This window comes from Streptomyces sp. NPDC001536, from assembly GCF_042894505.1.
Classification (GTDB): Bacteria; Actinomycetota; Actinomycetes; order Streptomycetales; family Streptomycetaceae; genus Streptomyces.
Window position 1 is genome coordinate 386777 of sequence record NZ_JBIAVQ010000001.1, and the last position, 25063, is coordinate 411839.

Consider the following 25063-nt stretch of genomic DNA (forward strand, 5'->3'; position numbering starts at 1 on the left):
CTTCGTCGGCCCTTTCCGTCTGCGCTACGGCTGTCTCGCGCCGACTCTGCTGTAGCTCACGACGCGCGATGCGGCCGCGGCGAGCGGTGCGGCGAGTACCGGTCAGGAGCAGGCTGAGCCCGAGCAGCATGATCCGTCACCGCCGCTCCAGCGCGCGAAGGCGCCCCAAAAGCACGGCGCCAGGACCATCACCATGCCGCGTGCCTGCTCGATCACCGCGCGGCTTTCCAGTGCCCGCCCCAAGCGACAACGAATACTTGGCTAGCCACATGTTTACTGTTACGGTAATTATGTGGCCAGCCACCTAAACGGGTGGGGGCACGAGAGGAGTTGTCATGCAAGCCATCCTGTTCGACCGTTTCGGAGGCACGGAAGTGCTGCACGAGGCGGATATCGATGTCCCGCAACCCGGCCCCGGGCAGATCCGCGTCCGCGTCAAGGCGGCCGGGCTGAACGCGCTGGACGGCAAGATCCGCTCTGGGGCAATGGAGGCCGCGTTCCCCACACCGCTCCCCTCCGTCCCCGGTCACGAGCTCGCCGGCGTGGTGGACGCCCTCGGCGAGGGCGTGCAGGACGTGCAGGTCGGCGATGAGGTGCTCGGCTGGTCGGACACCGGCTCGTACGCCCAGTACGCGCTGGCCACCACCGTGGCCCCCAAGCCCGCCGGCCTCGACTGGCAGCACGCGGTCGCGCTGCCGGTGGCCGCCGAGACGGCCGAGCGGGTCCTGGACCTGCTCGGCGTCACCGCCGGGGAGACCGTGCTGATGCACGGCGCGGCCGGAGCGGTCGGCACCCTGGCGGTCCAGCTCGCCACGGCCCGCGGAGCACGCGTCGTCGCCACCGCCGGCCCCGCCAACCAGGACTACCTCACCTCGCTCGGCGCCACCGCGACCCTCTACGGCGAGGGCCTGGTCGAACGGGTCCGGACGATCGCCCCCGACGGCGTGGACGCGGTGTTCGACCTGGCCGGCAAGGAAGCCCTCGAGGACTCCATCACCCTGCGCGGCGGCACCGAGCGCATCGTCACCATCGCCGACTTCCGCGCGCACCAGCTCGGCATCACCTTCTCCAGCGGTGGCCAGGAACGCTCGGCCGCCCGCCTGGCCGCGCTGGCGCAGGACGCCGCGACCGGCAAGCTCGTCACCACCGTCACCGCCTACCCGCTCGATCAGGCCGCCACGGCCCAGCAGATCAGCGACGCCGGGCACGTCCGGGGCAAGCTCGTCCTCACCGTCGACTGATCACGCCCGCCATTCCCACTTGTTCCGATCATCACCCGGCCATGACCTGGCCAACACCGCACCGAAGGACCACTCATGCTGAACGCCCTCTGGACGCCGACCACCGTCGGGGACATCTCCCTCCCGCACCGCCTGGTCATGGCCCCCATGACCCGTGACCGCTCCACACCTGAAGGCGTCCCCACCGAACTGAACGCCGAGTACTACGCCCAGCGGGCCTCGCACGCGCTCATCATCACCGAGGGCACCCAGCCCTCCGCCGACGGTCAGGGCTACCTCCTCACCCCCGGCATCCACAACGACGAGCAGATCGCCGGCTGGCGCAAGGTCACCGACGCCGTACACGCCGCCGACGGCCGGATCGTCATCCAGCTGATGCACACCGGACGCATCTCCCACCCCGACAACACCCCCCACGGCCGTCAGCCGGTCGCCCCATCGGCGATCCAGCCGCAGGGCGCGATGTTCACCGCGTCCGGGCCCCAGGAGATGCCGACGCCCCGTGCGCTGTCGACGCGGGAGGTCGCAGCGACCGTCGACGACTTCCGCCGCGCCGCGGCGGCCGCCGTCGCGGCAGGCGCCGACGGCGTGGAGATCCACGGCGCCAACGGCTACCTGGTGCACCAGTTCCTGTCCGACAACACCAATCAGCGCACCGACAGCTACGGCGGATCGATCGAGGGCCGCATCCGCTTCGCCGTCGAGGTCGCCGCCGCGGTGGCCGACGAGATCGGCGCCGAGCGCACCGGTATCCGTATCTCCCCCGGCAACCCCTACAACGACATCGCCGAGTCCGACACCGCCGAGCTGTATCCGGCGCTCCTGCGCGCCCTCAGCCCGCTCGGCCTCGCCTACCTCCACGTGCTGCACGCGGGCGACGAGGAACTGCTGGGCACCCTGCGCGCCCTGTGGCCGACCACGCTGATCCTCAACCGGGCCGGCACCGACCTGCCCACCCGCGCCAAGGACGTCGACAACGGCACGGCCGACCTTGTCTCCGTCGGTGCCCTCGCGCTCGCCAACCCGGACCTGGTCGAGCGGCTACGCTCTGACGCGCCGCTGAACACCCCCGACCCCGCGACCTTCTACGGAGGCGGAGTGGCCGGCTACACCGACTACCCCACCCACACCGTCTGAGGAACCGATGCCCGTCCCCGCACACCGCACCCCCTCCACGGCCGGCGACGGGCCGATGAGCTACGCGATCTTCCAGCTCGCCCGCGCTCACCGCGCCCGCGCCGCCGCCATGCTCCGCGAGATGGACCTGCATCCCGGACAGGAACTGCTGCTGATGCAACTTCTCGACCGGGACGGCCAGACCCAGTCCGAACTGCTCGAAAGCGTCGGCCTGGACCACTCCACCGTCTCCAAGTCCCTGCGCCGCATGCAGGACGCCGGCCTGCTCGTGCGCGAGCCGGCCGAACACGACCGGCGCGTCATGGTGGTCCACCTCACCGACAAGGGCCGTGCCATGCGCGAGCCCATCGCTGCCATGTGGCGGGCCCTGGAGGAGACCTCCGCGCGGGACCTGTCGGCGCAGCAGGCAGAGTCCTTCGTCCGTATCGCCTACACCATCACCGACGCGATCAACAGCCGTGACGTCGCGGCGGGAGAGTCCGCGTAACTCCCCTCGGCCCGCACCCCGGTTCCGGTCTGGGAGGGGCGAACCGGGGTGAACGGGCCCCAGTGTGAGGGGCAAGCGCGAGCTGTCCCGGTGGAGGCAGGACGGACCTCATTCGAGGCCAGGGCGACACCCGCGTGGCCTGCGCGCCCTTCCCCAGACAGGGCAGCCGGTCCGCACGATCGACCTCAGGCGCTTCCGGATCCTCGCGTCCAGCCGGCGCCCGAATTCGACGTCCAGACGCTCACACAGCCCACCCACGACGCCGTCTTCCAGCCGTGGGCTCCAACGCCCTGAATCCGCACCCCAGATGAGACGTTTCCGCAGCTCACAGGGGTGCATGGTGGGGCGGGTGGGACTCGAACCCACGGCCGACGGATTATGAGTCCGCTGCTCTAACCGGCTGAGCTACCGCCCCAACGCGGCGTGTCGCGTACATGTGTGCGCGCCGTCTGCCGCAGCATAGCCGCTCATACGATCTCCTGCTTCGTATGGTCGACTTCGCATGCCCTGAAGGACTCCGCTGTGACCTGCGCGGTTCCCGGTGCGAGGGTGATCACATGAAAAAGGACCCCCTTCGGGGCCCTTGTCCAACGCGCTCTCCCGACTGGACTCGAACCAGTAACCTGCCGGTTAACAGCCGGCTGCTCTGCCAATTGAGCTACGGAAGATCGAAGCTCCCCCGACTGGACTCGAACCAGTAACCTGCCGGTTAACAGCCGGCTGCTCTGCCAATTGAGCTACGGAGGAATGCCTCGTTGCATCGAACGTACCTCCCTGGGTATTCGCCAGGGGGCGGGCGTTCGCTGCGACACATACATTAGCGCAAGCAGGGGGGTGCTCCGCCAATCGGTACTCCTCCACGACGGAAGGGTGGCTCCGCCATGCGCTACAAGCTCACGTTCGTCTCCGGGCTGGCACTGGGTTACGTGCTGGGCACCCGCGCGGGACGAGAACGCTATGAACAGCTGAAGAAGTCGGCACGTCAGGTCTCCCAGAACCCCGCGGTCCGCAACACCGCCGAGTCGGCCGCCCAGCAGGGCCGCCAGTTCGCGGGCAAGGCGTACCACGCGGTGAGCGAGAAGGTGGGCGAGCGGGTTCCCGAGTCGGTGACCCAGCGGGTGCGCTCCCTCCGGGACCGGAACACCAACGGTGCGGCAGAGGACGACTGGGGCACCAGCAACACCTAGACAGGCGACGAACGAAGCGGACCTGGGGGCGCGGAGAACGGCGCGACCGGCCACGCCCCAGCCGCGCCCTGAAGCGCCCGCGCACCCCCACGGCGCGTGGCCCATAGAATTTCCGCCATGGGGATAGTCGCCGGGCTGGACAGTTCGCCCGATTTCACTCGCATCGTCGTCTGCGACGCGGACACCGGTGCCGTGCTCAAACAGGGGTATGCCCCACATCCGGTGGAAGGCCGCCCCTCCGACGTCGACCCCCAGGCCTGGCTCCTCTCCCTCGGCGAGGCCGCCGGCGGCGGTCTCCTCGAGGGCGTGCAGGCCATCGGCGTGTCGTCCCAGCAGAACGCGGTCGTGCCGCTGGACGCCCAGGGCAACACCGTGCGCCCCGCACTGGTCGGCGGCGACAAGCGCGCCCAGGTCGCGGCGGCCGACCTGGTCGACGCGCTCGGCGGCCGCGAGGCATGGGCGCAGGCGGTGGGCTGTGTACCCCAGGCCGCCCAGCCCGTCACCAAGCTCCGCTGGCTGGTCAAGAACGAACCCGACGCGGCCGCCCGCACCGCCGTCCTCCTCCAGGCCCACGACTGGCTGGTGTGGCAGCTCCTCGGCCGGCCGATCCGCCGGACCACCGACCGCGGCGGCGCCTCCGGCACCGGCTACTGGTCCGCCGCCACCGGCGGCTACCGCACCGACCTCGTCGAGCTGGCGCTCGGTCACCAGGCCATGCTGCCCGAGGTGATCGGCCCCTCGGACGCGGCCGGCACGACACCGGAGGGGCTGCTGATCTCCGCCGGGACCGGCGAGACCATGGCCGCCGCCTTCGGGCTGGGGATCGGGCTCGGCGACGCCGTCGTCTCGCTCGGGGCCTCCGGCTCCGTCATGGCCGTGCACCCCGAGGCGCTCGTCGACAACACCGGGATGATCACGTCCCTCGCCGACGCCACCGGCATGCACCTGCCGGTCGTCACCACGCTGAACGCCGTACGGACCCTGCGCGGCACCGCCGAGCTGCTCGGGCTGCCCGACCTGGAGAGCCTGTCCGAGCTGGCGATGAAGTCGACGCCGGGCTCCCACGGTCTCGTCCTGCTGCCCTATCTGGAGGGCGAGCGGACGCCGAGCCTGCCGCACACCGCCGGGACGCTCGCCGGGCTGCGGCGCGAGTCGATGAAGGCGGAACATCTCGCGCGGGCCGCGTTCGAGGGCATGCTGTGCGGGCTCGCCGACGCGCTCGACGTGCTGCGCGGACGCGGAGTGGAGGTGCGGCGGGTCTTTCTGCTGGGGGCGGCGGCCGAGCTGGCGGCCGTGCAGGCGGCGGCGCCGTCGATCTTCGGGACGCAGGTCGTCGTACCGCAGCCCGCCGACTACGCGGCGCTCGGTGCCGCCCGGCAGGCCGCCTGGGCGCTCGGCGTGTCGCAGGGCACGCTCGACCCGCGGAACCCGCCGGCCTGGCAGGGGGCGGCCGCGCAGATCCTGGAGCCCGGCGAGGAGCTGGCGGTGGGACAGGCGGTGCGGCAGCAGTTCGTGTCGGTGCGGGAGCAGACGCACCCGGGGGCGTTCCGGTCGTAGCGGAAGGTGAGGGACCGGTAGGAAACCAGCGTTTCCCTACCCATAAGGCCGTACGAAGCACTGCTGACGGCTTAATCGGTTGAGGTAACGCGGGTGGAGTGTCCGACGATAGGGGCCAGGGGCAACCAAAGCCCCTCCTGCCGACTCCGAGAGACGTAGCGTGCTCATACGACTTCTGCGGACCTATCTCAGGCCCTACCGGAAACCCATCGCCCTCCTGGTGGTGCTGCAGTTCCTCCAGACCTGCGCCACCCTCTACCTGCCCACGCTGAACGCGGACATCATCGACAGCGGCGTCGTGAAGGGCGACACCGGGTACATCCTGTCCTTCGGCGCCCTGATGATCGGTATCTCGCTGGTCCAGGTCGTGTGCAACATCGGTGCCGTGTACTACGGCGCGCGGACGGCCGCGGCGCTGGGCCGGGACGTGCGGGCCGCCGTGTTCGACCGGGTGCAGTCCTTCTCCGCCCGCGAGGTGGGGCACTTCGGGGCGCCCTCGCTGATCACCCGGACGACGAACGACGTGCAGCAGGTCCAGATGCTGGCCCTGATGACGTTCACGCTCATGGTGTCCGCGCCGATCATGTGCGTGGGCGGCATCGTGCTGGCGCTCGGCCTGGACGTGCCGCTGTCCGCGGTCCTCGTCGCGGTCGTGCCCGTGCTGGGCATCTGCGTGACCTTGATCGTGCGGCGGCTGCGCCCGCTGTTCCGGGCCATGCAGGTGCGCCTCGACAAGGTGAACCAGGTGCTGCGCGAGCAGATCACCGGCAACCGGGTGATCCGCGCCTTCGTGCGCGACGAGTACGAGAAGGACCGCTTCCGGCACGCGAACGCCGAGCTCACCGAGATGTCGCTGGGCAGCGGCAAGTACCTCGCGCTGATGTTCCCGATGGTCATGACGGTGGTGAACGTGTCGTCGATCGCGGTGGTGTGGTTCGGCGCCCACCGGATCGACGGCGGGCAGATGCAGATCGGTGATCTGACGGCGTTCCTCGCCTATCTGATGCAGATCGTCATGTCCGTGATGATGGCCACCTTCATGTTCATGATGGTGCCGCGCGCGGAGGTGTGCGCCGAGCGGATCCAGGAGGTGCTGGACACCTCCTCCAGCGTGGTTCCGCCCACGGCTCCGGTGCTGGAGCTGCGGCGCCGCGGTCATCTGGAGATCCGCGGGGCCGGCTTCCGCTACCCGGGTGCCGAGGAGCCGGTGCTCAGGTCCGTCGATCTCGTCGCCCGGCCCGGTGAGGTGACCGCCGTCATCGGGTCGACGGGCAGCGGCAAGTCCACCCTGCTGGGGCTCGTGCCCCGGCTGTTCGACGCCACCGACGGGGAGGTGCTGGTCGACGGGGAGAACGTTGCGGGCATCGAGCCCGGACTGCTGGCGCGGACCGTGGGGATGGTGCCGCAGAAGCCGTACCTCTTAGCGGGGACCGTGGCGAGCAATCTGCGCTACGGCAATCCGGACGCCACGGACGAGGAGCTGTGGCACGCGCTGGAGGTGGCGCAGGCCAAGGAGTTCGTGGAGCGGCTGGAGAACGGGCTCGACTCCCCCATCGCCCAGGGCGGCACCAATGTCTCGGGGGGGCAGCGGCAGCGGCTCGCCATCGCCCGTACTCTCGTGCAGCGCCCGGAGATCTACCTCTTCGACGACTCCTTCTCCGCGCTCGACTACGCCACCGACGCGGCCCTGCGCGCGGCCCTGTCCCGGGAGACCGCCGAGGCGACCGTGGTGATCGTCGCCCAGCGGGTGGCGACCATCCGGGACGCCGACCGGATCGTCGTACTCGACGAGGGACGGGTCGTCGGGACCGGCCGGCATCACGAGCTGATGGCGGACAACGAGACCTACCGGGAGATCGTGCTCTCCCAGCTCACGGAAGCGGAGGCAGCCTGATGGCCGGGCCCATGGGGCGCATGATGGCCGGGACCGGCCCCGATCACCGGTCGATGGACTTCAAGGTGTCGGGACGGCGGCTCGTGGCCCAGTTCCGGCCGGAGCGGTTCACGGTCTACGCGCTGGTGTTCTGTGTGTTCGTGAGCGTGGGTCTGTCGGTCGTGGGGCCGAAGATCCTCGGCGAGGCCACCGACCTGGTCTTCGCGGGCATCGTCGGACGGCAGATGGAGCCCGGCGCCTCCAAGGAGCAGGTGCTCCAGGCGATGCGGGAGCGCGGGGACGGCCAGGTCGCCGACATGCTCCGCAGCACCGACTTCACCCCGGGCGAGGGCATCGACTTCGACGCCGTCGGCCACGTGCTGCTGCTCGCGCTCGTCGTGTTCGTCGTCGCCGGGCTGCTGATGCTGGTGGCGACGCGGCTGGTGAACCGGGTCGTCAACCGGACGATGTTCCGGATGCGGGAGGACGTACAGACGAAGCTGTCGCGGCTGCCGCTGTCGTACTTCGACAAGCGGCAGCGCGGTGAGGTGCTGTCCCGGGCGACGAACGACATCGACAACATCGGGCAGACCCTCAACCAGTCGATGGGCCAGCTCATCAACTCGCTGCTCACCATCATCGGGGTGCTCGCGATGATGTTCTGGGTGTCCTGGGTGCTGGCGCTGGTCGCGCTGATCACCGTGCCGCTGTCGTTCGTCGTCGCCACCCGGATCGGCAAGCGCTCGCAGCCGCACTTCGTGCAGCAGTGGCGGTCCACCGGCAAGCTCAACGCGCATGTCGAGGAGATGTACACCGGGCACACCCTGGTGAAGGTGTTCGGGCGGCAGGAGGAGTCGGCGCGGCAGTTCGCCGAGCAGAACGAGGCGCTGTACGAGGCCGGGTTCAAGGCGCAGTTCAACAGCGGGGTCATGCAGCCGCTGATGATGTTCGTGTCGAACCTGAACTATGTGCTGGTCGCGGTGGTCGGCGGACTGCGGGTCGCCTCCGGCACGCTGTCCATCGGTGATGTGCAGGCCTTCATCCAGTACTCGCGCCAGTTCTCGATGCCGCTGACGCAGGTCGCGTCCATGGCGAACCTGGTGCAGTCCGGGGTCGCCTCGGCCGAGAGGATCTTCGAGCTGCTCGACGCGGAGGAGCAGGAGGCCGACCCGATGCCGGGTGAGCGGCCTGCCGAGCTGCGGGGGCGGGTGGCGCTGGAGGGCGTGTCCTTCCGGTACGACCCCGAGAAGCCGCTCATCGAGGATCTGTCGCTCAAGGTGGAGCCGGGGCACACGGTCGCGATCGTGGGTCCGACGGGCGCGGGCAAGACCACGCTGGTCAACCTGCTGATGCGGTTCTACGACGTCTCCGGCGGGCGTATCACCCTCGACGGGGTCGACATCGCGCGGATGTCCCGGGACGAGCTGCGGGCCGGGATCGGCATGGTGCTCCAGGACACCTGGCTGTTCGGCGGCACGATCGCGGAGAACATCGCGTACGGGGCCTCGCGGGCGGTCACCCGGGGCGAGATCGAGGAGGCCGCTCGGGCCGCGCACGCGGACCGGTTCATCCGGACGCTGCCCGACGGGTACGACACCGTGATCGACGACGAGGGCTCGGGGGTCAGCGCCGGTGAGAAGCAGCTCATCACCATCGCGCGGGCGTTCCTGTCCGACCCGGTGATCCTGGTCCTCGACGAGGCGACGTCGTCCGTCGACACCCGGACCGAGGTGCTGATCCAGAAGGCGATGGCGAAACTGGCGCACGGGCGGACGTCGTTCGTGATCGCGCACCGGTTGTCGACGATCCGGGACGCGGACACGATCCTGGTGATGGAGAACGGGTCGATCGTGGAACAGGGTGCGCATGGGGAGCTGTTGGCGGCGGACGGGGCGTACGCGCGCTTGTACAAGGCACAGTTCGCCCAGGCGGTGGCGGAGGTCGACTGATTCACGCGGGGGCTGGACCCACCCAAGGTGCGTGGGGAACTGCGCGACCAGCCCCCACGCACCCGCACCCGGCGTCAGTCCAGATAACCCCGAAGCTGATCCGCGAAAGCGTGGTCCCTCAGCTTGTTCAGGGTCTTGGACTCGATCTGCCTGATCCGTTCCCGCGTCACGCCGAAGATCCTGCCGATCTCCTCCAGCGTGCGCGGGCGGCCGTCCGCCAAGCCGTACCTGAGCTGTACGACCTTCCGCTCCCGCTCGCCCAAAGTGGACAGCACCGCCTCCAGGTGCTCCCTGAGCAGCAGGAACGCCGCCGACTCGACCGGAGACGTCGCGTCGCCGTCCTCGATGAGGTCGCCGAGGGCCACGTCGTCCTCCTCGCCCACCGGGGCGTGCAGGGAGACCGGCTCCTGGGCCAGGCGCAGGACCTCGCTGACGCGTTCCGGGGCGAGGTCGAGGTGGGCGGCCACCTCTTCCGGGGTGGGTTCGTAGCCGCGTTCCTGAAGCATGCGGCGCTGCACGCGGACGACCCGGTTGATCAGCTCCACGACGTGGACCGGGACGCGGATGGTGCGGGCCTGGTCGGCGAGGGCCCGGGACATGGCCTGGCGGATCCACCAGGTGGCGTAGGTCGAGAACTTGTAGCCGCGGGCGTAGTCGAACTTCTCGACGGCCCTGATCAGGCCCAGGTTTCCTTCCTGGACCAGGTCGAGCATGGTCAGGCCGCGGCCGACGTACCGCTTGGCCACCGACACCACGAGCCGCAGGTTCGCCTCGATGAGCCGGCGTTTGGCCATCCGGCCCATGACCACCAGGCGGTCGAGGTCGAGCGCCAACTGGCTGTCCAGATCAGGGGTGTTGAGGAGCTTCTCCTCGGCGAAGAGACCCGCCTCGACACGGCGGGCCAGCTCGACCTCCTCGGCTGCCGTGAGCAGCGGGATACGGCCGATCTCGCGGAGGTACTGGCGGAACAGGTCGGAGGAGGGGCCGCTGCTGTCGGCGGCGCGGGCGCGGCTCGTCGGCTCGGGGGCCTCGACCGGTTCGGCGGGTTCCGTGGTCTCCAGGGCGTCGGCCAGCGGCTCTTCCGGCTCCGCCTCGGGGTGGTGCGCGACACGGTTCTGCGGTGGGACCGCGGTGAGAACGTCGGTCTCCGTATCCGGCTCCGCGCCGTCCGTACTGGCGTCGGTCTTGTTGAGGGTCTGGGTCTGCACGGGGGCGACCTCCAGGATGATCGCTGCAGAAGTGAGCGGCAGCGCTGTTTCGGGGGCGGAGTCGGCGGCCTCGCCGCTGTCCGTCCCGTACGCGATGAGCGGAACCGCGGGGGTCTGGGACCCGTTGGGGACGGATCGGCCGCGCTCCGAGGACTCAGGCACCGGAACCCAGTGTGGAGTACGACACATCGCCGCCACGAGGGGCGTGCGGTGACTTTTTGAGTCCGGTCCGTGACCGGGTGGTTACCCTGACGGACGCGAACCCCTCAGAGAGCTGCGGCTCCGTGCTCGCGCAGCGCCTGGTCGTACTGCTGGAGTACCCACAATTCGTTCTGCACCGCGGCCAATTGCGCCGGATCTCCGTGGGTGCCGAGCCGGGTGAGGGTGGACTGGATGTCGACGATGCGGCGCTCCACAGCCCGGCGGCGGACCGCCACCAGCTGCACGCCCGCGTAGATCTCGTCGACGGTCTTACGCATGATCGCCTCGACGGCCAGCTCCGTGACCATCGCGCGGACCGTGTCGTCGGGCGCTGCCTCGCGGACTCGCACGAGGTAGTCCTGGGAGTCCTGTACGCCGTACTCGGCGCCGCCGGCCTCCATGATCGCCTGGCGTACGGCGGCGTAGGGCGCGGCGGTGAACTCGTCGATGCCGTACGCGTCGAAGGCCGGGGAGACCAACTCGGGGCGCTGGAGGGCGAGCTTGAGGAGCTCGCGCTCGGTGGCGTAGACGGGGTTGCGGAGGTTGAGGGCCGGTCCTGAGGCCTGGGGGCGGGGCGCGGAGTCGTACTGCTGCGGGCCGCGGGCGGCCGGCGCCGGGCCCTTGCCGCCGCGGTCGCGGGCCCAGCGGGCCAGCTGGGCCACCCGCTTGACGACGAACTGGGTGTCGAGGATGCCGAGCATGCCGGCGAGCTGGACGGCGACCTCGTGCTGGGCGCCGCTGTTCTTGATGCGGGCGACGATCGGGGCGGCCTCGTCCAGGGCGGCCGCTCTGCCCGCCGGGGTGTCGAGGTCGTAGCGGACGACGATCTGGCGGAGCGCGAACTCGAAGAGCGGGGTACGGGGTTCGGCCAGCTCGGCCACCGCCTCGTCGCCCTTGGCGAGGCGCAGCTCGCAGGGGTCCATGCCGTCGGGGGCGATCGCGATGTAGGTCTCGGCGGCGAACTTCTGATCGTCCTCGAAGGCGCGCAGGGCGGCCTTCTGACCGGCCGCGTCGCCGTCGAAGGTGAAGATGACCCGGGCGCTGCCGTTGTCCATCAGCAGCCGGCGGAGGATCTTGATGTGGTCGCCTCCGAAGGCGGTGCCGCAGGTCGCGATGGCGGTCGTGACGCCGGCGAGGTGGCAGGCCATGACGTCGGTGTAGCCCTCGACGACGACCGCGCGGGACGCCTTGGCGATGTCCTTCTTGGCGAGGTCGATGCCGTAGAGGACCTGGGACTTCTTGTAGATCGCCGTGTCGGGCGTGTTGAGGTACTTGGGGCCGGTGTCCGCCTCGTAGAGCTTGCGGGCGCCGAAGCCGACGACCTCGCCGCCGATGTCGCGGATCGGCCACATCAGGCGGCCGCGGAAGCGGTCGATGGGGCCGCGGCGGCCCTCCTGGGAGAGGCCGGAGAGGAGGAGCTCCTTGTCGGTGAAGCCCTTGCCGCGCAGGTAGCGGGTGAGGTGGTCCCAGCCCTGGGGGCTGTAGCCGACGGAGAAGTGCTCGGCGGCGGACTGGTCGAAGCCGCGCTCGGCGAGGAACTTGCGGCCGGTGTCGGCCTCCGGGCTGGTGGCGAGCTGTTCCACGTACCAGTCGGCGGCGATCTTGTGGGCCTCGACCAGGCGGATCCGTTCGCCGCGCTGGTGGGAGGGGTTGTAGCCGCCCTCCTCGTAACGCAGCGTGATGCCGGCCTGTCCGGCGAGGCGCTCGACGGCCTCCGAGAAGGAGAGGTGGTCGACCTTCATCACGAACGTGATGGTGTCGCCGCCCTCCTGGCAGCCGAAGCAGTGGAAGAGACCCTTGCTGGGGCTGACCTGGAAGGACGGCGACTTCTCGTCATGGAAGGGGCACAGGCCCTTGAGGTTGCCTCCACCCGCGTTCCGCAGCTGGAGGTACTCGGACACCACGGCGTCGATCGGGACCGCGTCCCGTACCGCCTTCACGTCCTCGTCGTTGATCCGTCCTGCCACGCGTGAAGTCTACGGTGGCGGACCGACAACTAAGAGACGAGGTTTTCGAGCGGAACGTGCGGGTCCGCCAGCGCCTCCGTGTCCACCTGTGTCTTCGAGCGAATCAGCTGTTGGACCGGCTCTGTGACGTCCCACACGTTCACGTTCATCCCGGCGAGCACCCGGCGCTCCTTCACCCAGAACGCGATGAACTCACGCTTTCCCGCGTCCCCGCGAATCACCACTTCGTCGTACGACCCCGGGGGCGCCCAGCCGCTGTACTCCATGCCCAAGTCGTACTGGTCGGAGAAGAAATAGGGCACGCGGTCGTAGGCGAGGTCGCGGCCGAGCATCGCGCGGGCCGCCGCGGGGCCGCCGTTGAGGGCGTTGGCCCAGTGCTCGACGCGCAGCCTGGTGTCGAAGAGGGCGTGGTGGAAGGAGGCCACGTCGCCGGCGGCGTAGATGTCGGGGTCGGAGGTGCGCAGCCGCTCGTCGACCACGATCCCGCCGCCGTAGGCGCGCTCGGCGATCTCCAGTCCCGCGGCCTCGGCGAGGGCGATGCGCGGGGCGGCGCCGATGGCGGCGAGGACGTCGTGCGCCGGGTGCTCCTCGCCGTCGTCGGTGCGGGCGGCCAGGACCATGCCGTCCTGGCCGACGATCTCGGTGAGCTTCGCGCCGAAGTGGAAGCGGACGCCGCGTTCGCGGTGCAGGTCGGCGAAGAGTCCGCCGAGCTCGGGGCCGAGGACGGAGTGCAGCGGGGTCGGCTCGGGCTCGACGACGGTGACCTCGGCGCCGTACTCCCGGGCCGCCGCCGCGACCTCCAGGCCGATCCAGCCGGCGCCGGCGATCACGATGTGGCCGTTGTCCCGGCCGAGCGCGGCCAGCACCCCCTTGAGCCGTTCCGCGTGGGCGAGGCGGCGCAGGTGGTGGACGCCCGCGAGGTCCGTGCCCGGGATGTCGAGGCGGCGGGGCTCGGCACCGGTGGCGATGAGGAGCTTGTCGTAGTGCACGAGCGTGCCGTCGTCACCGAAGCGGACGGTCTTCGCCGTGCGGTCGATCGCGTCGACGGTCTGGCCGAGGTGCAGTTCGACGTCGTTGCGCGCGTACCAGCCAGGCTCGTGCACGAAGACGCTGTCGCGCTCCTCCTTGCCGAGCAGATAGCCCTTGGACAGGGGCGGGCGCTCGTAGGGGTGATCGCGTTCGTCGCAGATCAGTATCACGCGGCCCGTGAAGCCCTCCGCGCGGAGCGTCTCGGCCGCCTTCGCGCCGGCGAGACCGCCTCCGACGATGACGAATGTCTGATCCGCGTCGACCACTTGATGCCTCCTCGTAAGGGTGCCGCCACATGGGAGCGTCCCGCACGGAGCGTGATGGGGGAAGAGGGAGTGGCCCGATCAGGCCACGGAGGGTCACATTCGGGCTCGTTTCACGTCACCCGTGGCACATATGTCCCATGAGTACCCACTCAGGTGTGCGCGAACAACCGGAAGGACCAACTCCAGGTAATGAGGACCTCTTCTCGGGGCTCCAGTAGCTCGCTACCGTCCCTCCCACCTCGTTCGCACATCCCTGGGGAAGGACGTCTGTGAACGCATCATCCAAGAGATCGCCCCACTCGCGCAGAGCCGTCGCGGTCATCGCCGCCACCGCACTCGCGACACCGCTGCTGATCGCCTCCGCCGGAACGGCGGGCGCCCACGGCGGCCACGGCGACCCGGCCCGAGACGCCAGGAAGCTCGCGAAGACCCTGGTCAGGGAGGCGTCCGCGAAGGACGCGTACAAGCATCTGAAGGCGCTGCAGGCCATATCCGACGCCAACGGCGGCAACCGCGCGGCGGGCACACCGGGCCACGACAAGTCCGCCCAGTACGTCTACAAGGTGCTGAAGAAGGCGGGCTACAAGGTCTCCTACGACACCTTCGACTTCGAGTACATCGAGACCCTCGCCGAGAAGGCCTCCGTCCTCTCGCCCACGCCGCGCGACCTCGGCATCTCGGCGATGTCGTACACCAAGTCGACGCCGGTGGGCGGCATCACGGCCCCGCTCGCGGCCGCCGCGGTGGACGCCACTCCCGGCTGTGAGGCCGGTGACTACGCGGCCGGTGCCTTCACGGGGAAGATCGCCCTGATCAAGCGCGGCGGCTGCACCTTCGCGCAGAAGCAGCTCGTGGCCTCCGAGGCGGGTGCCGTCGGCGCGATCATCTACAACAACACCGCGGGCGTCATCGCCGGCACCCTCGGTGACGCGGCGAGCGCCAGGATCCCGACCGCGGGCCTCGGCCAGGCCGAGGGCGAGGCACTCGCCGCCGATGTCGCCGCGGGCGAGGTCACGATCAGTTTCGAGGTCCGCCAGCTGATCGAGACCCGCACGACGAACAACGTCATCGCGGAGACCCGCGGCGGCGACGCGGACAACACGGTGTTCCTCGGCGCCCACCTCGACTCCGTCACCGAGGGCCCCGGCATCAACGACAACGGCTCCGGCTCCGCCGGCATCCTCGAAGTCGCCGAGGAGCTCGCCGACCACACCGGGCACGGCAAACAGCCACGCAACAAGGTGAAGTTCGCCCTCTGGTCGGCCGAGGAGCTCGGCCTGGTCGGCTCGGAGTCCTACGTCGAGCGGCTCACCGAGGAGCAGCGCAAGCAGATCAAGCTCTATCTGAACTTCGACATGATCGCCTCGCCGAACTACGCGCAGTTCGTGTACGACGGCGACAACTCCGACGGTGTGGGCGCGGGCCCCGGCCCCGAGGGCTCGGCCCAGCTCGAACGCGACATCAACGCGTTCCTCGACTCCCAGGGCGAGCCGCACGAGGGCACCGACTTCACCGGCCGCTCCGACTACGGGCCGTTCATCGCCGTCGGCATCCCCTCCGGCGGCACCTTCACCGGCGCCGAGGGCATCAAGACCGAGGCCCAGGCCGCGCTGTACGGCGGCACCGCCGGCGTCGCGTACGACGCGTGCTACCACGAGAAGTGCGACGACCTGAAGAACATCAGCATGAAGGCGTTCGGCATCAACATCGACGTCATCGCCAACGCGACGGGCACCTACGCCCACGACCTGAGCTCGCTCACAGCGCCGGTCGTGACCGCGCCCACCACGGGCGGCGACGGCAGCGGCGGCGGTCTGCACCCCGACCACGACGAGGTCGCGGAGTAACCACCGCGGCGGGCGGGCCGGTTCGCGCCGGCCCGCCCGTCCGCTCAGCGCCCTGTCAGGCGGGCGTGCAGCGAGCGGGCCGTGGCGTCCGTGAGGGACGCGATCTGGTCGACGATCACCCGCTTGCGGGCACGGTCGTCGGGAGCCTGATCGAAGAGTGCGCGGAACTGGGGCTCCAGGCCGTCGGGAGCGCGGGCCGTGAGGGCCTCGGCGAGCTCCGCGACCACGATCCGCTGGTCCGCGCGGAGTCTCTCCTGCTCGGCGCGCTGCATGACGTAACGGTCGGCGACCGCCTTGAGGACCGCGCACTCCAGCCGGGTCTCGTGCGGTACGACGAGTTCGGCGGTGTAGCGGGTCAGGCGCCCGGTGCCGTACCGCGCGCGGGTGGCGGCCTCCGCGGCGAGGCAGAAGTGGCCGATGAGCTGGCTGGTCGCGTCCTTCAGCCGGGCCTGGGCCACGGCCGAGCCGTCGTAGCCGTGCGGCCACCAGGGCTGGTCCTGGAGTCGGTCGAGGGCCGCCGCGAGTTCCGCCGGGTCGGTGTCCTCCGGGACGTACCGGCCGAGGGCGACGGCGAAGACCGCCTGGCGTTCGGGTTCCGCGTGCAGGCAGTTGGGGTCGATGTGCCCGGCGTGCAGGCCGTCCTCGACGTCGTGGACCGAGTACGCCACGTCGTCGGACCAGTCCATGACCTGGGCCTCGAAGGTGGTGCGGGTGCCGGGGGCGACCTTGCGGACCCAGTCGAAGACGGGGCGGTCGTCGTCGTACACACCGAACTTCGGGGACGTGTGCGCTTCGCGGGGCCAGGGGTATTTGGTGGCGGCGTCGAGGGTGGCCCGGGTGAGGTTGAGGCCTACGGATCCCTCCTCGGTGAACCGCTTGGGCTCGATGCGGGTGAGAAGTCTCAGGGACTGGGCATTGCCCTCGAAGCCGCCGCAGTCGTCGGCGAACTCGTTCAGCGCCTGTTCGCCGTTGTGTCCGAAGGGGGGGTGGCCGAGGTCGTGGGCGAGACAGGCGGCTTCGACCAGGTCCGGGTCGCAGCCAAGGGCTGCGCCCAGTTCGCGGCCGACTTGAGCGCATTCCAGGGAGTGGGTCAAGCGGGTTCGAGGGCTGGCGTCCCAGGCCTGGCTGCGGGTGCCTGGTGTGACGACCTGGGTTTTACCGGCGAGCCTTCGCAGCGAGGCGGAATGGAGGATTCGGGCGCGGTCGCGTTGGAAAGCGGTGCGGCCGGGGCGCTTGTCCGGTTCCGGGGCCCAGCGTTCGGTTGACTCCAGGTCGTACGACATGTCTCGACAGTACGGGCACGGACTGACAAACGGAGTGCGCCTTTGCGACTGCCGGGTTCTGTCATCCGGCGAGTGCGGGTCGTGGGTGGCTGGTCGCGCCCCGCGGCGGAGCCGCAGATTGATGCTGCCCCGCGCCCCTTAGGTTGGTCATCTGGTCGTACCTGTGCAAGAGGAGCCGCGCCATCGCGGGATGCGTGCCCAACGGGGCCGATGCGATCCAGGGGGCCGCCTCCGCGCACTCCGTCGCGAAGCGGCCGGGGGCCGTGAAGTAGGAAGCCACCGCCACCCGCGTACGGCCACTCGCCATCAGAGCGCTTATGGCGTCCTGCACCCTCGGGGACGCCGTGGTGGCGTACGCGGGGACGACCGGGACGCCCAGGCGGTCGGAGAGCAGTTGGGCCGTGCGGCCGGTGTCGACCTTCGACTCGGGGTCCCGGGAGCCCGCCGCCGCCAGAACCACCGCGCTCCCCGCGCGTGCGGAGTCCTCCCAGCCGGCCTCGACCAGGCGGGCGTGCAGCGCTTCCACCAGCAAGGGGTGCGGGCCGAGCGGGGCGGCCACGCGTGCGTGTACCCGGGTCGCGGCGGCCATCTCGGGGATGTCGCGCTTGACGTGGTAGCCGCGGCTGAGCAGGAGCGGGACGAGGATCGCCTCGCGGTCGCCGAGGGCGGCGAGGGTGTCGGGCAGCAGGGGCTCGTTCAGCTCGATGTGGCCGAGGTGGACGGGCAGACCGGGGCGCAGGGCGCGGACCTTGTCGAGGAGGGTGCGTACGGTGCTCAGGGCGCGCGGGTCGCGGCTGCCGTGGGCGACGACGACGAGCGCGGGCGGTTCGGGGCGCCGTCTGCCGTCGAGCGACACGAGGCTGAGCTGGCTGGCGAGCTGGCTGCTGATCCGGTTCATGAGGTGCGCCGTACTGTCGAAGTGGACTGCCTTGGACTCGTCGCGAGAAAGGTTCGACGCCGTCATGAACCGATGGTGGCGGCGGGAGGTTGCCGCCCCATTGCGCGAAGATAACGGAGATTTTCCGCGGGTTCACGGTGGGGTGGGAGGGGAGTGTGAGGTGACCTGACCTGCGGTTTCTCTTGCGCTAGTGAGGCTGGTCACGTGCCCTGCGGCGAACCGTTGGGGCTTACATCACGTCCCTGACTGTCGAAGGACGACCACGGAGGACCGCCCATGAGACCGCGCAGGCCACGCATCCCGCGCACCCGTACCGGGCAGCGGCGGCTGGTGCAGGCCGTGATGCTCGGGTGCGTCCTGGCGCTGCTGCCGGCGACCTGGATGTACGTCGTGACGGGCGACCGGCTGCGCACGACCGCGGACGTGCCGCACACCGAGGTCGCCGTCGTCTTCGGCGCGGGACTGTGGAACGACGAGCCGTCGCCGTACCTCGCCCACCGGCTGGACGCGGCGGCGAAGCTGTACCGCGAGGGCCGGATCGAGGTCGTCCTGGTCACCGGTGACAACAGCCGCAAGGACTACGACGAGCCCGACGCCATGCGCGCCTACCTGACCGCGCACGGGGTTCCCGACCGGCGCATCGTCAGCGACTACGCCGGCTTCGACACCTGGGACTCCTGTGTCCGGGCCAAGAAGATCTTCGGCGTCGACCGGGCCGTCCTGATCAGCCAGGGCTTCCACATCCGGCGGGCCGTCGCGCTGTGCCAGGAGGCCGGGGTGACGTCGTACGGCGTCGGGGTCGAGGCCAGGCACGACGCCACCTGGTACTACGGCGGGGCGCGGGAGGTCCTCGCGGCCGGCAAGGCGGCCCTGGACGCGGTCTTCGAGCCGGATCCCCGGTTCCTCGGCCCGGAGGAACCGGGGGTCGGGCAGGCGCTCGCTAGCGCCCGGTGAAGCGCGGGGCGCGTTTCTCCAGGAAGGCGGTCATGCCCTCCTTCTGGTCGTGGGTCGCGAACAGGGCGTGGAACACCCGGCGTTCGTAGCGGATGCCGTCGCGCAGGCCCGTCTCCAGGGACCGGTCGACGCAGTCCCGGGCGGCTCTGACCGCCGTGCGGCCGTACGAGGCGATCGTCTCCGCCGCCTCCAGGGCGTGCGCGAGGACCCGTTCGTCGGGGACGACCCGGGAGACCAGGCCGGCGCTCTCGGCCTCCCTCGCGTCCATCGTGCGGCCGGTGAGGACCAGGTCCATCGCCTTGGCCCGGCCGATCAGACGGGTCAGGCGCTGGGTGCCGCCGATGCCGGGGATCACGCCGAGCTTGATCTCGGGCTGGCCGAACACCGCCGACTCCCCCGCGATCACCAGATCGCACATCATCGCGAGCTCGCAACCGCCGCCCAGCGCAGGGCCGTTGACGGCGGCGATCTTCGGGGTGCGGAGGTCCGCGAACTCCTCCCACGGGGAGAAGTAGTCCTCGGCCGCCATGTCCACGGCCGTCCTCCCGGCCATCTCCTTGATGTCGGCGCCCGCCGCGAAGACCTGCTCCGAGCCGGTGACGACGAAGCAGCCGGTCTCGGGGTCCGCGTCCAACGGGCGCAGGGCGTCGAGGAGTTCGCTCAGCAGCTCGCCGCTCAGCGCGTTGCGGACGTGGGGGCGGTGCAGGCGTACGGCCACGACACGGTCGTAGCGCTCGGTCTTGATGGTGTTCATCCGTCGTCTCCCCTGTGAGTGCTACGAGTCCCAGATGGCGCCGTACGCCGGGATCCCCCGCTGTTCCAGGCCGTGCACCACCTGCCAGGTCAGCTTCTTGTTGCTGATGCAGATCACCGCCTCGGCGCCGAAGTCGCGGTAGGCGGCGTACGCGAGGCGGACCATGTCGGGTTTGCCGTCGCGGGAGGTGTCCCAGATCAGGGCGTGCGGCTGGACGGCGAGGATCTCCTCGACGAGGGCGTCGCCGTAGGTGGTGCGGGGGTCGCGGGTCGCCCAGACCAGGCGGGAGGGGACCTCGGCGGCCAGGAGGTGCGGGAGGCAGGGGCCGATGCCGCTGCCCGTCGCCACGTAGACGACCTTCTTGAAGAGGGTCTCGATGTTGGCGACTCCGGCGGTGGTGATGCCCTTCACCCAGACGCGGCTCGGCAGGTCGTCGATGAAGTCGCCCGTCCAGTCACCGGCCCGGGAGATCGTCAGCCGGAAGCCGGGCTCGCCGGGGGCCGGGACGTTGGCGAAGGAGTGCCATTCCTTCAGCGGGCTGCGGCTGATGGCCGTGGAGGAGCCCGCGAAGGGGGTCTCGCCGTGGTCGAAGCGGGCCAGCACCACGTGCGGGGAGGGGCGTTCCAGTCGTACGCCGACCTTGCGGAGCCTGAGCCACGGCAGGGCGACGCTGAAGGTGACGACCGAGAGGACCGTCACCTCGGCCGGGCCCGGGGACGCGAGCAGCGTGTGCGTCCAGAAGAGGGCGAGGGCGATCCAGCCGCCGAAGCGGTGGATCTTCTCGAAGTGGTCGTGGTGGCGGGCGCGGAAGGGCGGCAGGGCCGTGGCGATGATGAGCGCGAGGAGGGCCGTCAGGGTCCAGCCCACCGCCATGAGCGGACCGTTGCTCGTCGTGATCGTGAGCGCCAGGAACCAGCCGGCCCCCGCCAGCGCCCCGCCCACGTGCAGTCCGCCGAAGTGGTACACCTTCCCCAGCGTCCAGCGGACCTTCAGCGGCCAGCTGGTCGGCGCCCAAGTGGCCAGTCTGAAGAAGAGGTTGATGACGTACTGCTGGCGGACGAGGATCGCGAGGGCGAGGTTGGCGAGGGCCGCGTGGCCCATGGTGCGTGCCGACGGGGTCCAACTCGCGTACAGGAAGACCAGGTTGGCTGACAGGACCAGTGCCGCCAGGCGGTTGTAGTGCATCAGGCGCGGGTGCTTCAGCAGTCGGCGCGCGGCCGGGGTCCGCGGGGGCAGTTCCACCGACTGGCGCTGGAGTGAGGTCGTCATCGGGACACCGCCGTGCGCTCCTCGGCCAGCCGCAGCAGCGCCGCTTTGTCGATCTTGCCGCGGTCCGTCTCCGGTAGTTGCGTCAGGGGCAGGACACTCTCGGGCACGCAGTAGTACGGCAGTGCCTCCGCCACCGCGCGCCGGGCCGTGTCGGGGTCGACGTCGGCCGGGGTGACGAAGGAGACCAGGGTGCGGGCGTCCCGCTTCAGGGTCACCGCACGCCGGCAGCCCTCGACCGACTCCAGCACCGAGGAGACGGAGTCGAGTTCGACGCGGAAGCCGCGCACCTTGACCTGGTCGTCGGTGCGGCCCAGGTGCTCCAGTTCGCCGTCGGCGGTCCAGCGGCCGAGGTCGCGGGTGCGGAACATACGGTGGCCGGCGCCGAGGAAGGGGTCGGGGGCGTAGCGCTCCGCGTTGAGGCGGTCGTTGTCCAGGTAGCCCGCCGAGACGCAGTCGCCGCCCGCCCACATCTCGCCGACCTCGCCGATGGGGAGTGGACGGAGCTCGGCGTCGAGGACGTAGACCGTGTTGTTGGGGGTGGGGCGGCCGATGGTGAGGAGCGGCGACGACACCTCGTGGCGGCGCATCGTGTTGACGATGGTCGTCTCCGTGGGGCCGCAGCAGTTGTGGAAGGCGGCCTGGCGGGCCCAGCGGTCGGCGAGCGGGCGCGGGCAGGGCTCCCCCGCCACCGCCACCGTGCGGACGCGCGGGCAGGTCGCCGGGTCGATGCCGGACAGGACCGTCGGGGTGGCGATGACGACGTCCGCCTTACGGGCCGCCGCCGCGATGTCCTTGCCGCGGATGACGAGGGTGCCGCCGTGCGCGAGGCAGCCGAGGATCTCCCAGGCGGCCATGTCGAAGGCGATGTTGAGGAGCTGGGCGACCCGGTCGCCGGGGCGGATGCCGAGGTCGCCGGGGGCGGTGAGGAGGATGTTGGCGACGTTGCGGTGGGTGACCTTCACCCCGTTGGGGCGACCGGTGGTGCCGGAGGTGAACAGGACGTAGCAGCCGTCGTCGGGGTGCACCCGGACGTCCGGTCGCGGCCCGGGCGCGGCGGTGCGGGGGCCCGGGACGTACGGCAGTGGCTCGTCGAGGGCGATCAGGCGGTGGCCCGGCGGCAGCGGGACGCGGTGGGCGTACTCGGCGACGGTGAGCACGACGCGGGTGCGGGCGGCGCGGATGACGTGGGCGAGCTGGGAGGCCGGGGCGAGGCCGATGTCCTGGGGGACGTAGGCGGCGCCCGCCTTCAGGATGCCGAGCAGGCCGACGAGCATCGGGACGGAGCGGCGGACGAAGAGACCGACGTGGTCGCCGGGGCGTACGCCCTCGCGGATCAGCCGGGCGGCGAGGGCGTCGGCACAGCGGTCGAGCTCACCGTAGGTGATGCGGGCGCCGAGGTGTTCGGCGGCGACGGTGTGCGGGGCGGCGGCCGCCTGCCGCTCGACGGCGTGGTGGATCAGCGGGTCCGGGACGGGAACGGCGGGGCCGAAGCCGTACTGGTGGAAGAGGTGCTGGTCGCGGGGGGCTAAGTGGCGCAGGGGCATGCTGGGGAAACCTCCTGGCTGGCTTTTCGCGTGAGAGAAGTGCCTGGCGCCAAGCTGGATCCGCGCTCGACTGTAGCTCCGGTTTTTCAACGCTCAACAAGGCGTGATCGGCCATCGACGAAAGGGAACGCGCCACATGTGGCGTCTTTCACAGCAGAGGCAACCTCCGTCACGGCCGGCGGCGACTCTCGGTGGGCAGGTGTGCGCCCGGCCAGGCCGCCTCACCGCGCCCGGGCCCCGGCGGGGAGGTCGCCGTGCCGCTCGCGTAACAGGGAGCCGCCGCGCACGTAACACGGCGGAAGCACGCTGAGGAGCATGCAGAACTCCGCGACGCCCACCCACTGCCCCTACTGCGCCCTGCAGTGCGGGATGAATCTCACGCCCGTCCCGGACGGGGGCGTGGAGGTCACCGAGCGCGCGGACTTCCCGGTGAACCGCGGGGCGCTGTGCGGCAAGGGCCGTACGGCACCCGCGGTGCTCTCGTCCCGGGTGCGCCTGACCTCCCCGTTGGTGCGCTCCGAGGAGGGCACGCTGGTGCCCGCCACCTGGGACGAGGCGCTGGACCGGATCGCCGGGGAACTGCGGCGCACGCGTGCGGAACATGGTCCGGACGCGTGCGGGGTGTTCGGCGGGGGCGGCCTGACGAACGAGAAGGCGTACACGCTGGGCAAGTTCGCCCGGGTCGTCCTCGGCACCTCGCAGATCGACTACAACGGCCGCTTCTGCATGTCCTCCGCGGCGGCCGGCGGGATCAAGGCGTTCGGCCTGGACCGCGGACTGCCCTTCCCGCTGGAGGACATCCCGAAGACGGGCTGTGTGATCCTCGTCGGCTCCAATCTCGCCGAGACCATGCCGCCGTCGCTGCGCTTCTTCAACGAGCTGCGCGAGAACGGCGGCACGCTCGTCGTCATCGACCCGCGCCGCACCAAGACCGCCGAGCAGGCGGACCTGCATCTGATGCCCCGCCCGGGCACCGACCTCGCGCTGGCGCTGGGCCTGCTGCACCTGGTCGTCGCCGAGGGGCGGGTCGACGAGGCCTACGTCGACGAGCGCACGGCCGGCTGGGAGGAGGCCCGCGCCGCCGCGATGGCCCACTGGCCGGAGTACGTGGAGCGGATCACCGGGGTGCCGGTGCCCCAACTCCGCGAGACGGTACGGATGTTCTGCGAGCCCGAGGCCGCGATCGTGCTGACCGCGCGCGGACCCGAGCAGCAGTCCAAGGGCACGGACACCGTGGGCGCCTGGATCAACCTGTGCCTGGCGACGGGCCGGGCGGGGAAGCCGTACTCCGGATACGGCTGTCTCACCGGGCAGGGCAACGGACAGGGCGGGCGCGAACACGGCCAGAAGGCCGACCAGTTGCCCGGCTACCGAAAGCTGGACGACCCGGCGGCACGGCGCCATGTGGCCGAGGTGTGGGGAGTCGACCCCGACTCGCTGCCCGGACCCGGGCGCAGCGCCTACGAGTTGCTGGACGCCCTCGGTGTCGACATCAAATCGCTGCTGCTGATGGGCTCCAACCCGGTGGTGTCGGCGCCGCGTGCCGCGCACATCGAGGAGCGCATCAAGTCCCTTGATTTCCTTGCCGTCTGTGACGTGGTGCTGTCGGAGACGGCGGAGCTCGCGGACGTCGTGCTGCCGGTCACGCAGTGGGCGGAGGAGACGGGCACGACGACCAACCTGGAAGGCCGGGTGCTGCTGCGCCGCCAGGCGATCACCCCGCCGGAGGGCGTGCGCAGCGACCTGGAGGTCATGCACGAACTCGCCGACCGGCTCGGCGTGGAGAAGGGCTTCCCGACCGACCCGGAGGAGGTCTTCGAGGAGCTGCGGCGGGCGAGCGCGGGCGGGCCGGCGGACTACTCCGGGATCACGTACCGGCGACTGGCCGAGGAGAACGGGGTGTTCTGGCCGTGTCCCACGGCCGACGCCGATGCGGAAGCGGGACATCCCGGCACGCCCCGCCTCTTCCTCGACCGTTTCGCCACCCCGGACGGCCGCGCCCGCTTCGTCCCCGTCTCGCACCGACCGTCGGCGGAGGAGCCGGACGAGGAGTACCCGGTGCTGCTGACGACCGGCCGGGTCGTGGCCCAGTACCAGTCCGGTGCCCAGACACGGCGCGTGGACGAGCTGAACGCCGCCGCACCGGGCCCGTTCGTGGAGCTGCACCCGCGGCTCGCTGCGCGGCTCGGCGCGGCCGAGGGTGACCCGGTGGCGGTCGTGTCCCGGCGGGGCCGGGCCGTGGCACCGGCCCGCATCACCACCGGCATCCGCCCCGACACCGTCTTCATGCCCTTCCACTGGCCGGGCGAGGGCCGCGCGAACACCCTCACCAACCCGGCGCTCGACCCGACCTCGCGGATGCCGGAGTTCAAGGCGTGCGCGGTGCGGCTGGAGGCGGTGAAGCCGTAGGCG

18 protein-coding genes and 3 tRNA genes are annotated in these 25063 nt (G+C 70.7%); 10 read left to right on the top strand and 11 right to left on the bottom strand.

The genetic code is table 11. From position 1 onward, the window contains the following. The first annotated feature begins 335 nt into the window (after positions 1-335). From ACFY0U_RS01830 to ACFY0U_RS01840, 3 genes are all read left to right on the top strand, one after another. Positions 336-1241, top strand: coding sequence for an NADP-dependent oxidoreductase (locus ACFY0U_RS01830; RefSeq protein WP_388628699.1), 906 nt, complete (start codon positions 336-338; stop codon positions 1239-1241). 75 nt (positions 1242-1316) lie between these two features. After that, positions 1317-2378: an alkene reductase gene (locus ACFY0U_RS01835; RefSeq protein ID WP_388628702.1), complete on the top strand. Its 1062-nt coding sequence runs from the start codon at positions 1317-1319 to the stop codon at positions 2376-2378. A gap of 7 nt (positions 2379-2385) precedes the next feature. Next, a complete protein-coding gene (locus ACFY0U_RS01840) occupies positions 2386-2865 on the top strand; it encodes a MarR family winged helix-turn-helix transcriptional regulator (protein WP_388628705.1) in 480 nt (159 codons plus the stop codon). 338 nt (positions 2866-3203) lie between these two features. On the opposite strand, the gene ACFY0U_RS01845 is transcribed toward ACFY0U_RS01840, so the two are convergent. The 3 genes from ACFY0U_RS01845 to ACFY0U_RS01855 all read right to left on the bottom strand — a co-directional run bounded on the left by ACFY0U_RS01845 (position 3204) and on the right by ACFY0U_RS01855 (position 3612). Then, positions 3204-3280, bottom strand: a tRNA-Ile gene (locus ACFY0U_RS01845). Between the two features lie 180 nt (positions 3281-3460). Beyond that, positions 3461-3533 (bottom strand) — tRNA-Asn (locus ACFY0U_RS01850). A 6-nt stretch (positions 3534-3539) separates the two neighbouring features. Beyond that, a tRNA-Asn gene (locus tag ACFY0U_RS01855) sits at positions 3540-3612 on the bottom strand. Between the two features lie 134 nt (positions 3613-3746). On the opposite strand from ACFY0U_RS01855, the gene ACFY0U_RS01860 reads away from it, so the two are divergent. The 4 genes from ACFY0U_RS01860 to ACFY0U_RS01875 all read left to right on the top strand — a co-directional run bounded on the left by ACFY0U_RS01860 (position 3747) and on the right by ACFY0U_RS01875 (position 9431). Beyond that, complete coding sequence (locus ACFY0U_RS01860) at positions 3747-4052, top strand: YtxH domain-containing protein (RefSeq protein WP_388628708.1); 306 nt, start codon at positions 3747-3749, stop codon at positions 4050-4052. A 117-nt stretch (positions 4053-4169) separates the two neighbouring features. Continuing rightward, complete coding sequence (locus ACFY0U_RS01865) at positions 4170-5609, top strand: FGGY-family carbohydrate kinase (protein ID WP_388628710.1); 1440 nt, start codon at positions 4170-4172, stop codon at positions 5607-5609. Between the two features lie 160 nt (positions 5610-5769). After that, positions 5770-7503 carry an ABC transporter ATP-binding protein gene (locus ACFY0U_RS01870; protein ID WP_388628713.1) on the top strand — a complete coding sequence of 578 codons (1734 nt, stop codon included), beginning with the start codon at positions 5770-5772 and terminating at the stop codon, positions 7501-7503. Further along, positions 7503-9431: an ABC transporter ATP-binding protein gene (locus ACFY0U_RS01875; protein ID WP_388628716.1), complete on the top strand. Its 1929-nt coding sequence runs from the start codon at positions 7503-7505 to the stop codon at positions 9429-9431. The genes ACFY0U_RS01870 and ACFY0U_RS01875 overlap by 1 nt, the downstream gene beginning before the upstream one ends. A gap of 74 nt (positions 9432-9505) precedes the next feature. Here the strand turns inward: ACFY0U_RS01875 and ACFY0U_RS01880 are convergent, their stop codons facing one another. The 3 genes from ACFY0U_RS01880 to ACFY0U_RS01890 all read right to left on the bottom strand — a co-directional run bounded on the left by ACFY0U_RS01880 (position 9506) and on the right by ACFY0U_RS01890 (position 14102). After that, a complete protein-coding gene (locus ACFY0U_RS01880; protein ID WP_388628719.1) occupies positions 9506-10801 on the bottom strand; it encodes an RNA polymerase sigma factor in 1296 nt (431 codons plus the stop codon). Positions 10802-10905: 104 nt separating this feature from the next. Continuing rightward, positions 10906-12807, bottom strand: coding sequence for a DNA primase (gene dnaG, locus ACFY0U_RS01885; RefSeq protein ID WP_388628722.1), 1902 nt, complete (start codon positions 12805-12807; stop codon positions 10906-10908). A 29-nt stretch (positions 12808-12836) separates the two neighbouring features. After that, positions 12837-14102, bottom strand: a complete 1266-nt coding sequence (locus tag ACFY0U_RS01890) for an NAD(P)/FAD-dependent oxidoreductase (protein ID WP_388628725.1) — start codon at positions 14100-14102, stop codon at positions 12837-12839. A 269-nt stretch (positions 14103-14371) separates the two neighbouring features. Here ACFY0U_RS01890 and ACFY0U_RS01895 point away from each other — a divergent pair, with 269 nt between their 5' ends. Further along, positions 14372-15949 carry a M28 family metallopeptidase gene (locus tag ACFY0U_RS01895; protein WP_388628728.1) on the top strand — a complete coding sequence of 526 codons (1578 nt, stop codon included), beginning with the start codon at positions 14372-14374 and terminating at the stop codon, positions 15947-15949. A 44-nt stretch (positions 15950-15993) separates the two neighbouring features. Here the strand turns inward: ACFY0U_RS01895 and ACFY0U_RS01900 are convergent, their stop codons facing one another. Beyond that, a complete protein-coding gene (locus ACFY0U_RS01900; protein ID WP_388628731.1) occupies positions 15994-17232 on the bottom strand; it encodes a deoxyguanosinetriphosphate triphosphohydrolase in 1239 nt (412 codons plus the stop codon). Positions 17233-17293: 61 nt separating this feature from the next. Continuing rightward, complete coding sequence (locus tag ACFY0U_RS01905) at positions 17294-18196, bottom strand: sirohydrochlorin chelatase (RefSeq protein ID WP_388628734.1); 903 nt, start codon at positions 18194-18196, stop codon at positions 17294-17296. A 210-nt stretch (positions 18197-18406) separates the two neighbouring features. Between ACFY0U_RS01905 and ACFY0U_RS01910 the strand changes: the two genes are divergently transcribed. After that, positions 18407-19084, top strand: a complete 678-nt coding sequence (locus tag ACFY0U_RS01910; RefSeq protein WP_388628737.1) for a vancomycin high temperature exclusion protein — start codon at positions 18407-18409, stop codon at positions 19082-19084. Here ACFY0U_RS01910 and ACFY0U_RS01915 read toward each other — a convergent pair. Genes ACFY0U_RS01915 through ACFY0U_RS01925 form a run of 3 tightly spaced genes read right to left on the bottom strand, consistent with a single transcriptional unit; the run spans position 19071 to position 22651 of the window. After that, positions 19071-19838, bottom strand: coding sequence for an enoyl-CoA hydratase-related protein (locus ACFY0U_RS01915; RefSeq protein ID WP_388628740.1), 768 nt, complete (start codon positions 19836-19838; stop codon positions 19071-19073). The genes ACFY0U_RS01910 and ACFY0U_RS01915 overlap by 14 nt on opposite strands. 21 nt (positions 19839-19859) lie before the next feature. Further along, positions 19860-21107, bottom strand: coding sequence for a hypothetical protein (locus ACFY0U_RS01920; protein ID WP_388628743.1), 1248 nt, complete (start codon positions 21105-21107; stop codon positions 19860-19862). Next, positions 21104-22651 carry an amino acid adenylation domain-containing protein gene (locus ACFY0U_RS01925; protein WP_388628746.1) on the bottom strand — a complete coding sequence of 516 codons (1548 nt, stop codon included), beginning with the start codon at positions 22649-22651 and terminating at the stop codon, positions 21104-21106. Before ACFY0U_RS01925 ends, ACFY0U_RS01920 begins: the two co-directional genes overlap by 4 nt. A gap of 315 nt (positions 22652-22966) precedes the next feature. On the opposite strand from ACFY0U_RS01925, the gene ACFY0U_RS01930 reads away from it, so the two are divergent. Further along, positions 22967-25060, top strand: coding sequence for a molybdopterin oxidoreductase family protein (locus ACFY0U_RS01930; RefSeq protein WP_388628749.1), 2094 nt, complete (start codon positions 22967-22969; stop codon positions 25058-25060). The last annotated feature ends 3 nt before the right edge of the window (positions 25061-25063 follow it).

Coding starts and splice junctions, on each gene's coding strand:
- ACFY0U_RS01830 (WP_388628699.1), top strand. CDS start 336: ATGCAAGCCATCCTGTTCGACCGTTTCGGAGGCACGGAAGTGCTGCAC.
- ACFY0U_RS01835 (WP_388628702.1), top strand. CDS start 1,317: ATGCTGAACGCCCTCTGGACGCCGACCACCGTCGGGGACATCTCCCTC.
- ACFY0U_RS01840 (WP_388628705.1), top strand. CDS start 2,386: ATGCCCGTCCCCGCACACCGCACCCCCTCCACGGCCGGCGACGGGCCG.
- ACFY0U_RS01860 (WP_388628708.1), top strand. CDS start 3,747: ATGCGCTACAAGCTCACGTTCGTCTCCGGGCTGGCACTGGGTTACGTG.
- ACFY0U_RS01865 (WP_388628710.1), top strand. CDS start 4,170: ATGGGGATAGTCGCCGGGCTGGACAGTTCGCCCGATTTCACTCGCATC.
- ACFY0U_RS01875 (WP_388628716.1), top strand. CDS start 7,503: ATGGCCGGGCCCATGGGGCGCATGATGGCCGGGACCGGCCCCGATCAC.
- ACFY0U_RS01900 (WP_388628731.1), bottom strand. CDS start 17,232: ATGTCGTACGACCTGGAGTCAACCGAACGCTGGGCCCCGGAACCGGAC.
- ACFY0U_RS01905 (WP_388628734.1), bottom strand. CDS start 18,196: ATGACGGCGTCGAACCTTTCTCGCGACGAGTCCAAGGCAGTCCACTTC.
- ACFY0U_RS01910 (WP_388628737.1), top strand. CDS start 18,407: ATGAGACCGCGCAGGCCACGCATCCCGCGCACCCGTACCGGGCAGCGG.
- ACFY0U_RS01915 (WP_388628740.1), bottom strand. CDS start 19,838: ATGAACACCATCAAGACCGAGCGCTACGACCGTGTCGTGGCCGTACGC.
- ACFY0U_RS01920 (WP_388628743.1), bottom strand. CDS start 21,107: ATGACGACCTCACTCCAGCGCCAGTCGGTGGAACTGCCCCCGCGGACC.
- ACFY0U_RS01925 (WP_388628746.1), bottom strand. CDS start 22,651: ATGCCCCTGCGCCACTTAGCCCCCCGCGACCAGCACCTCTTCCACCAG.
- ACFY0U_RS01930 (WP_388628749.1), top strand. CDS start 22,967: ATGCAGAACTCCGCGACGCCCACCCACTGCCCCTACTGCGCCCTGCAG.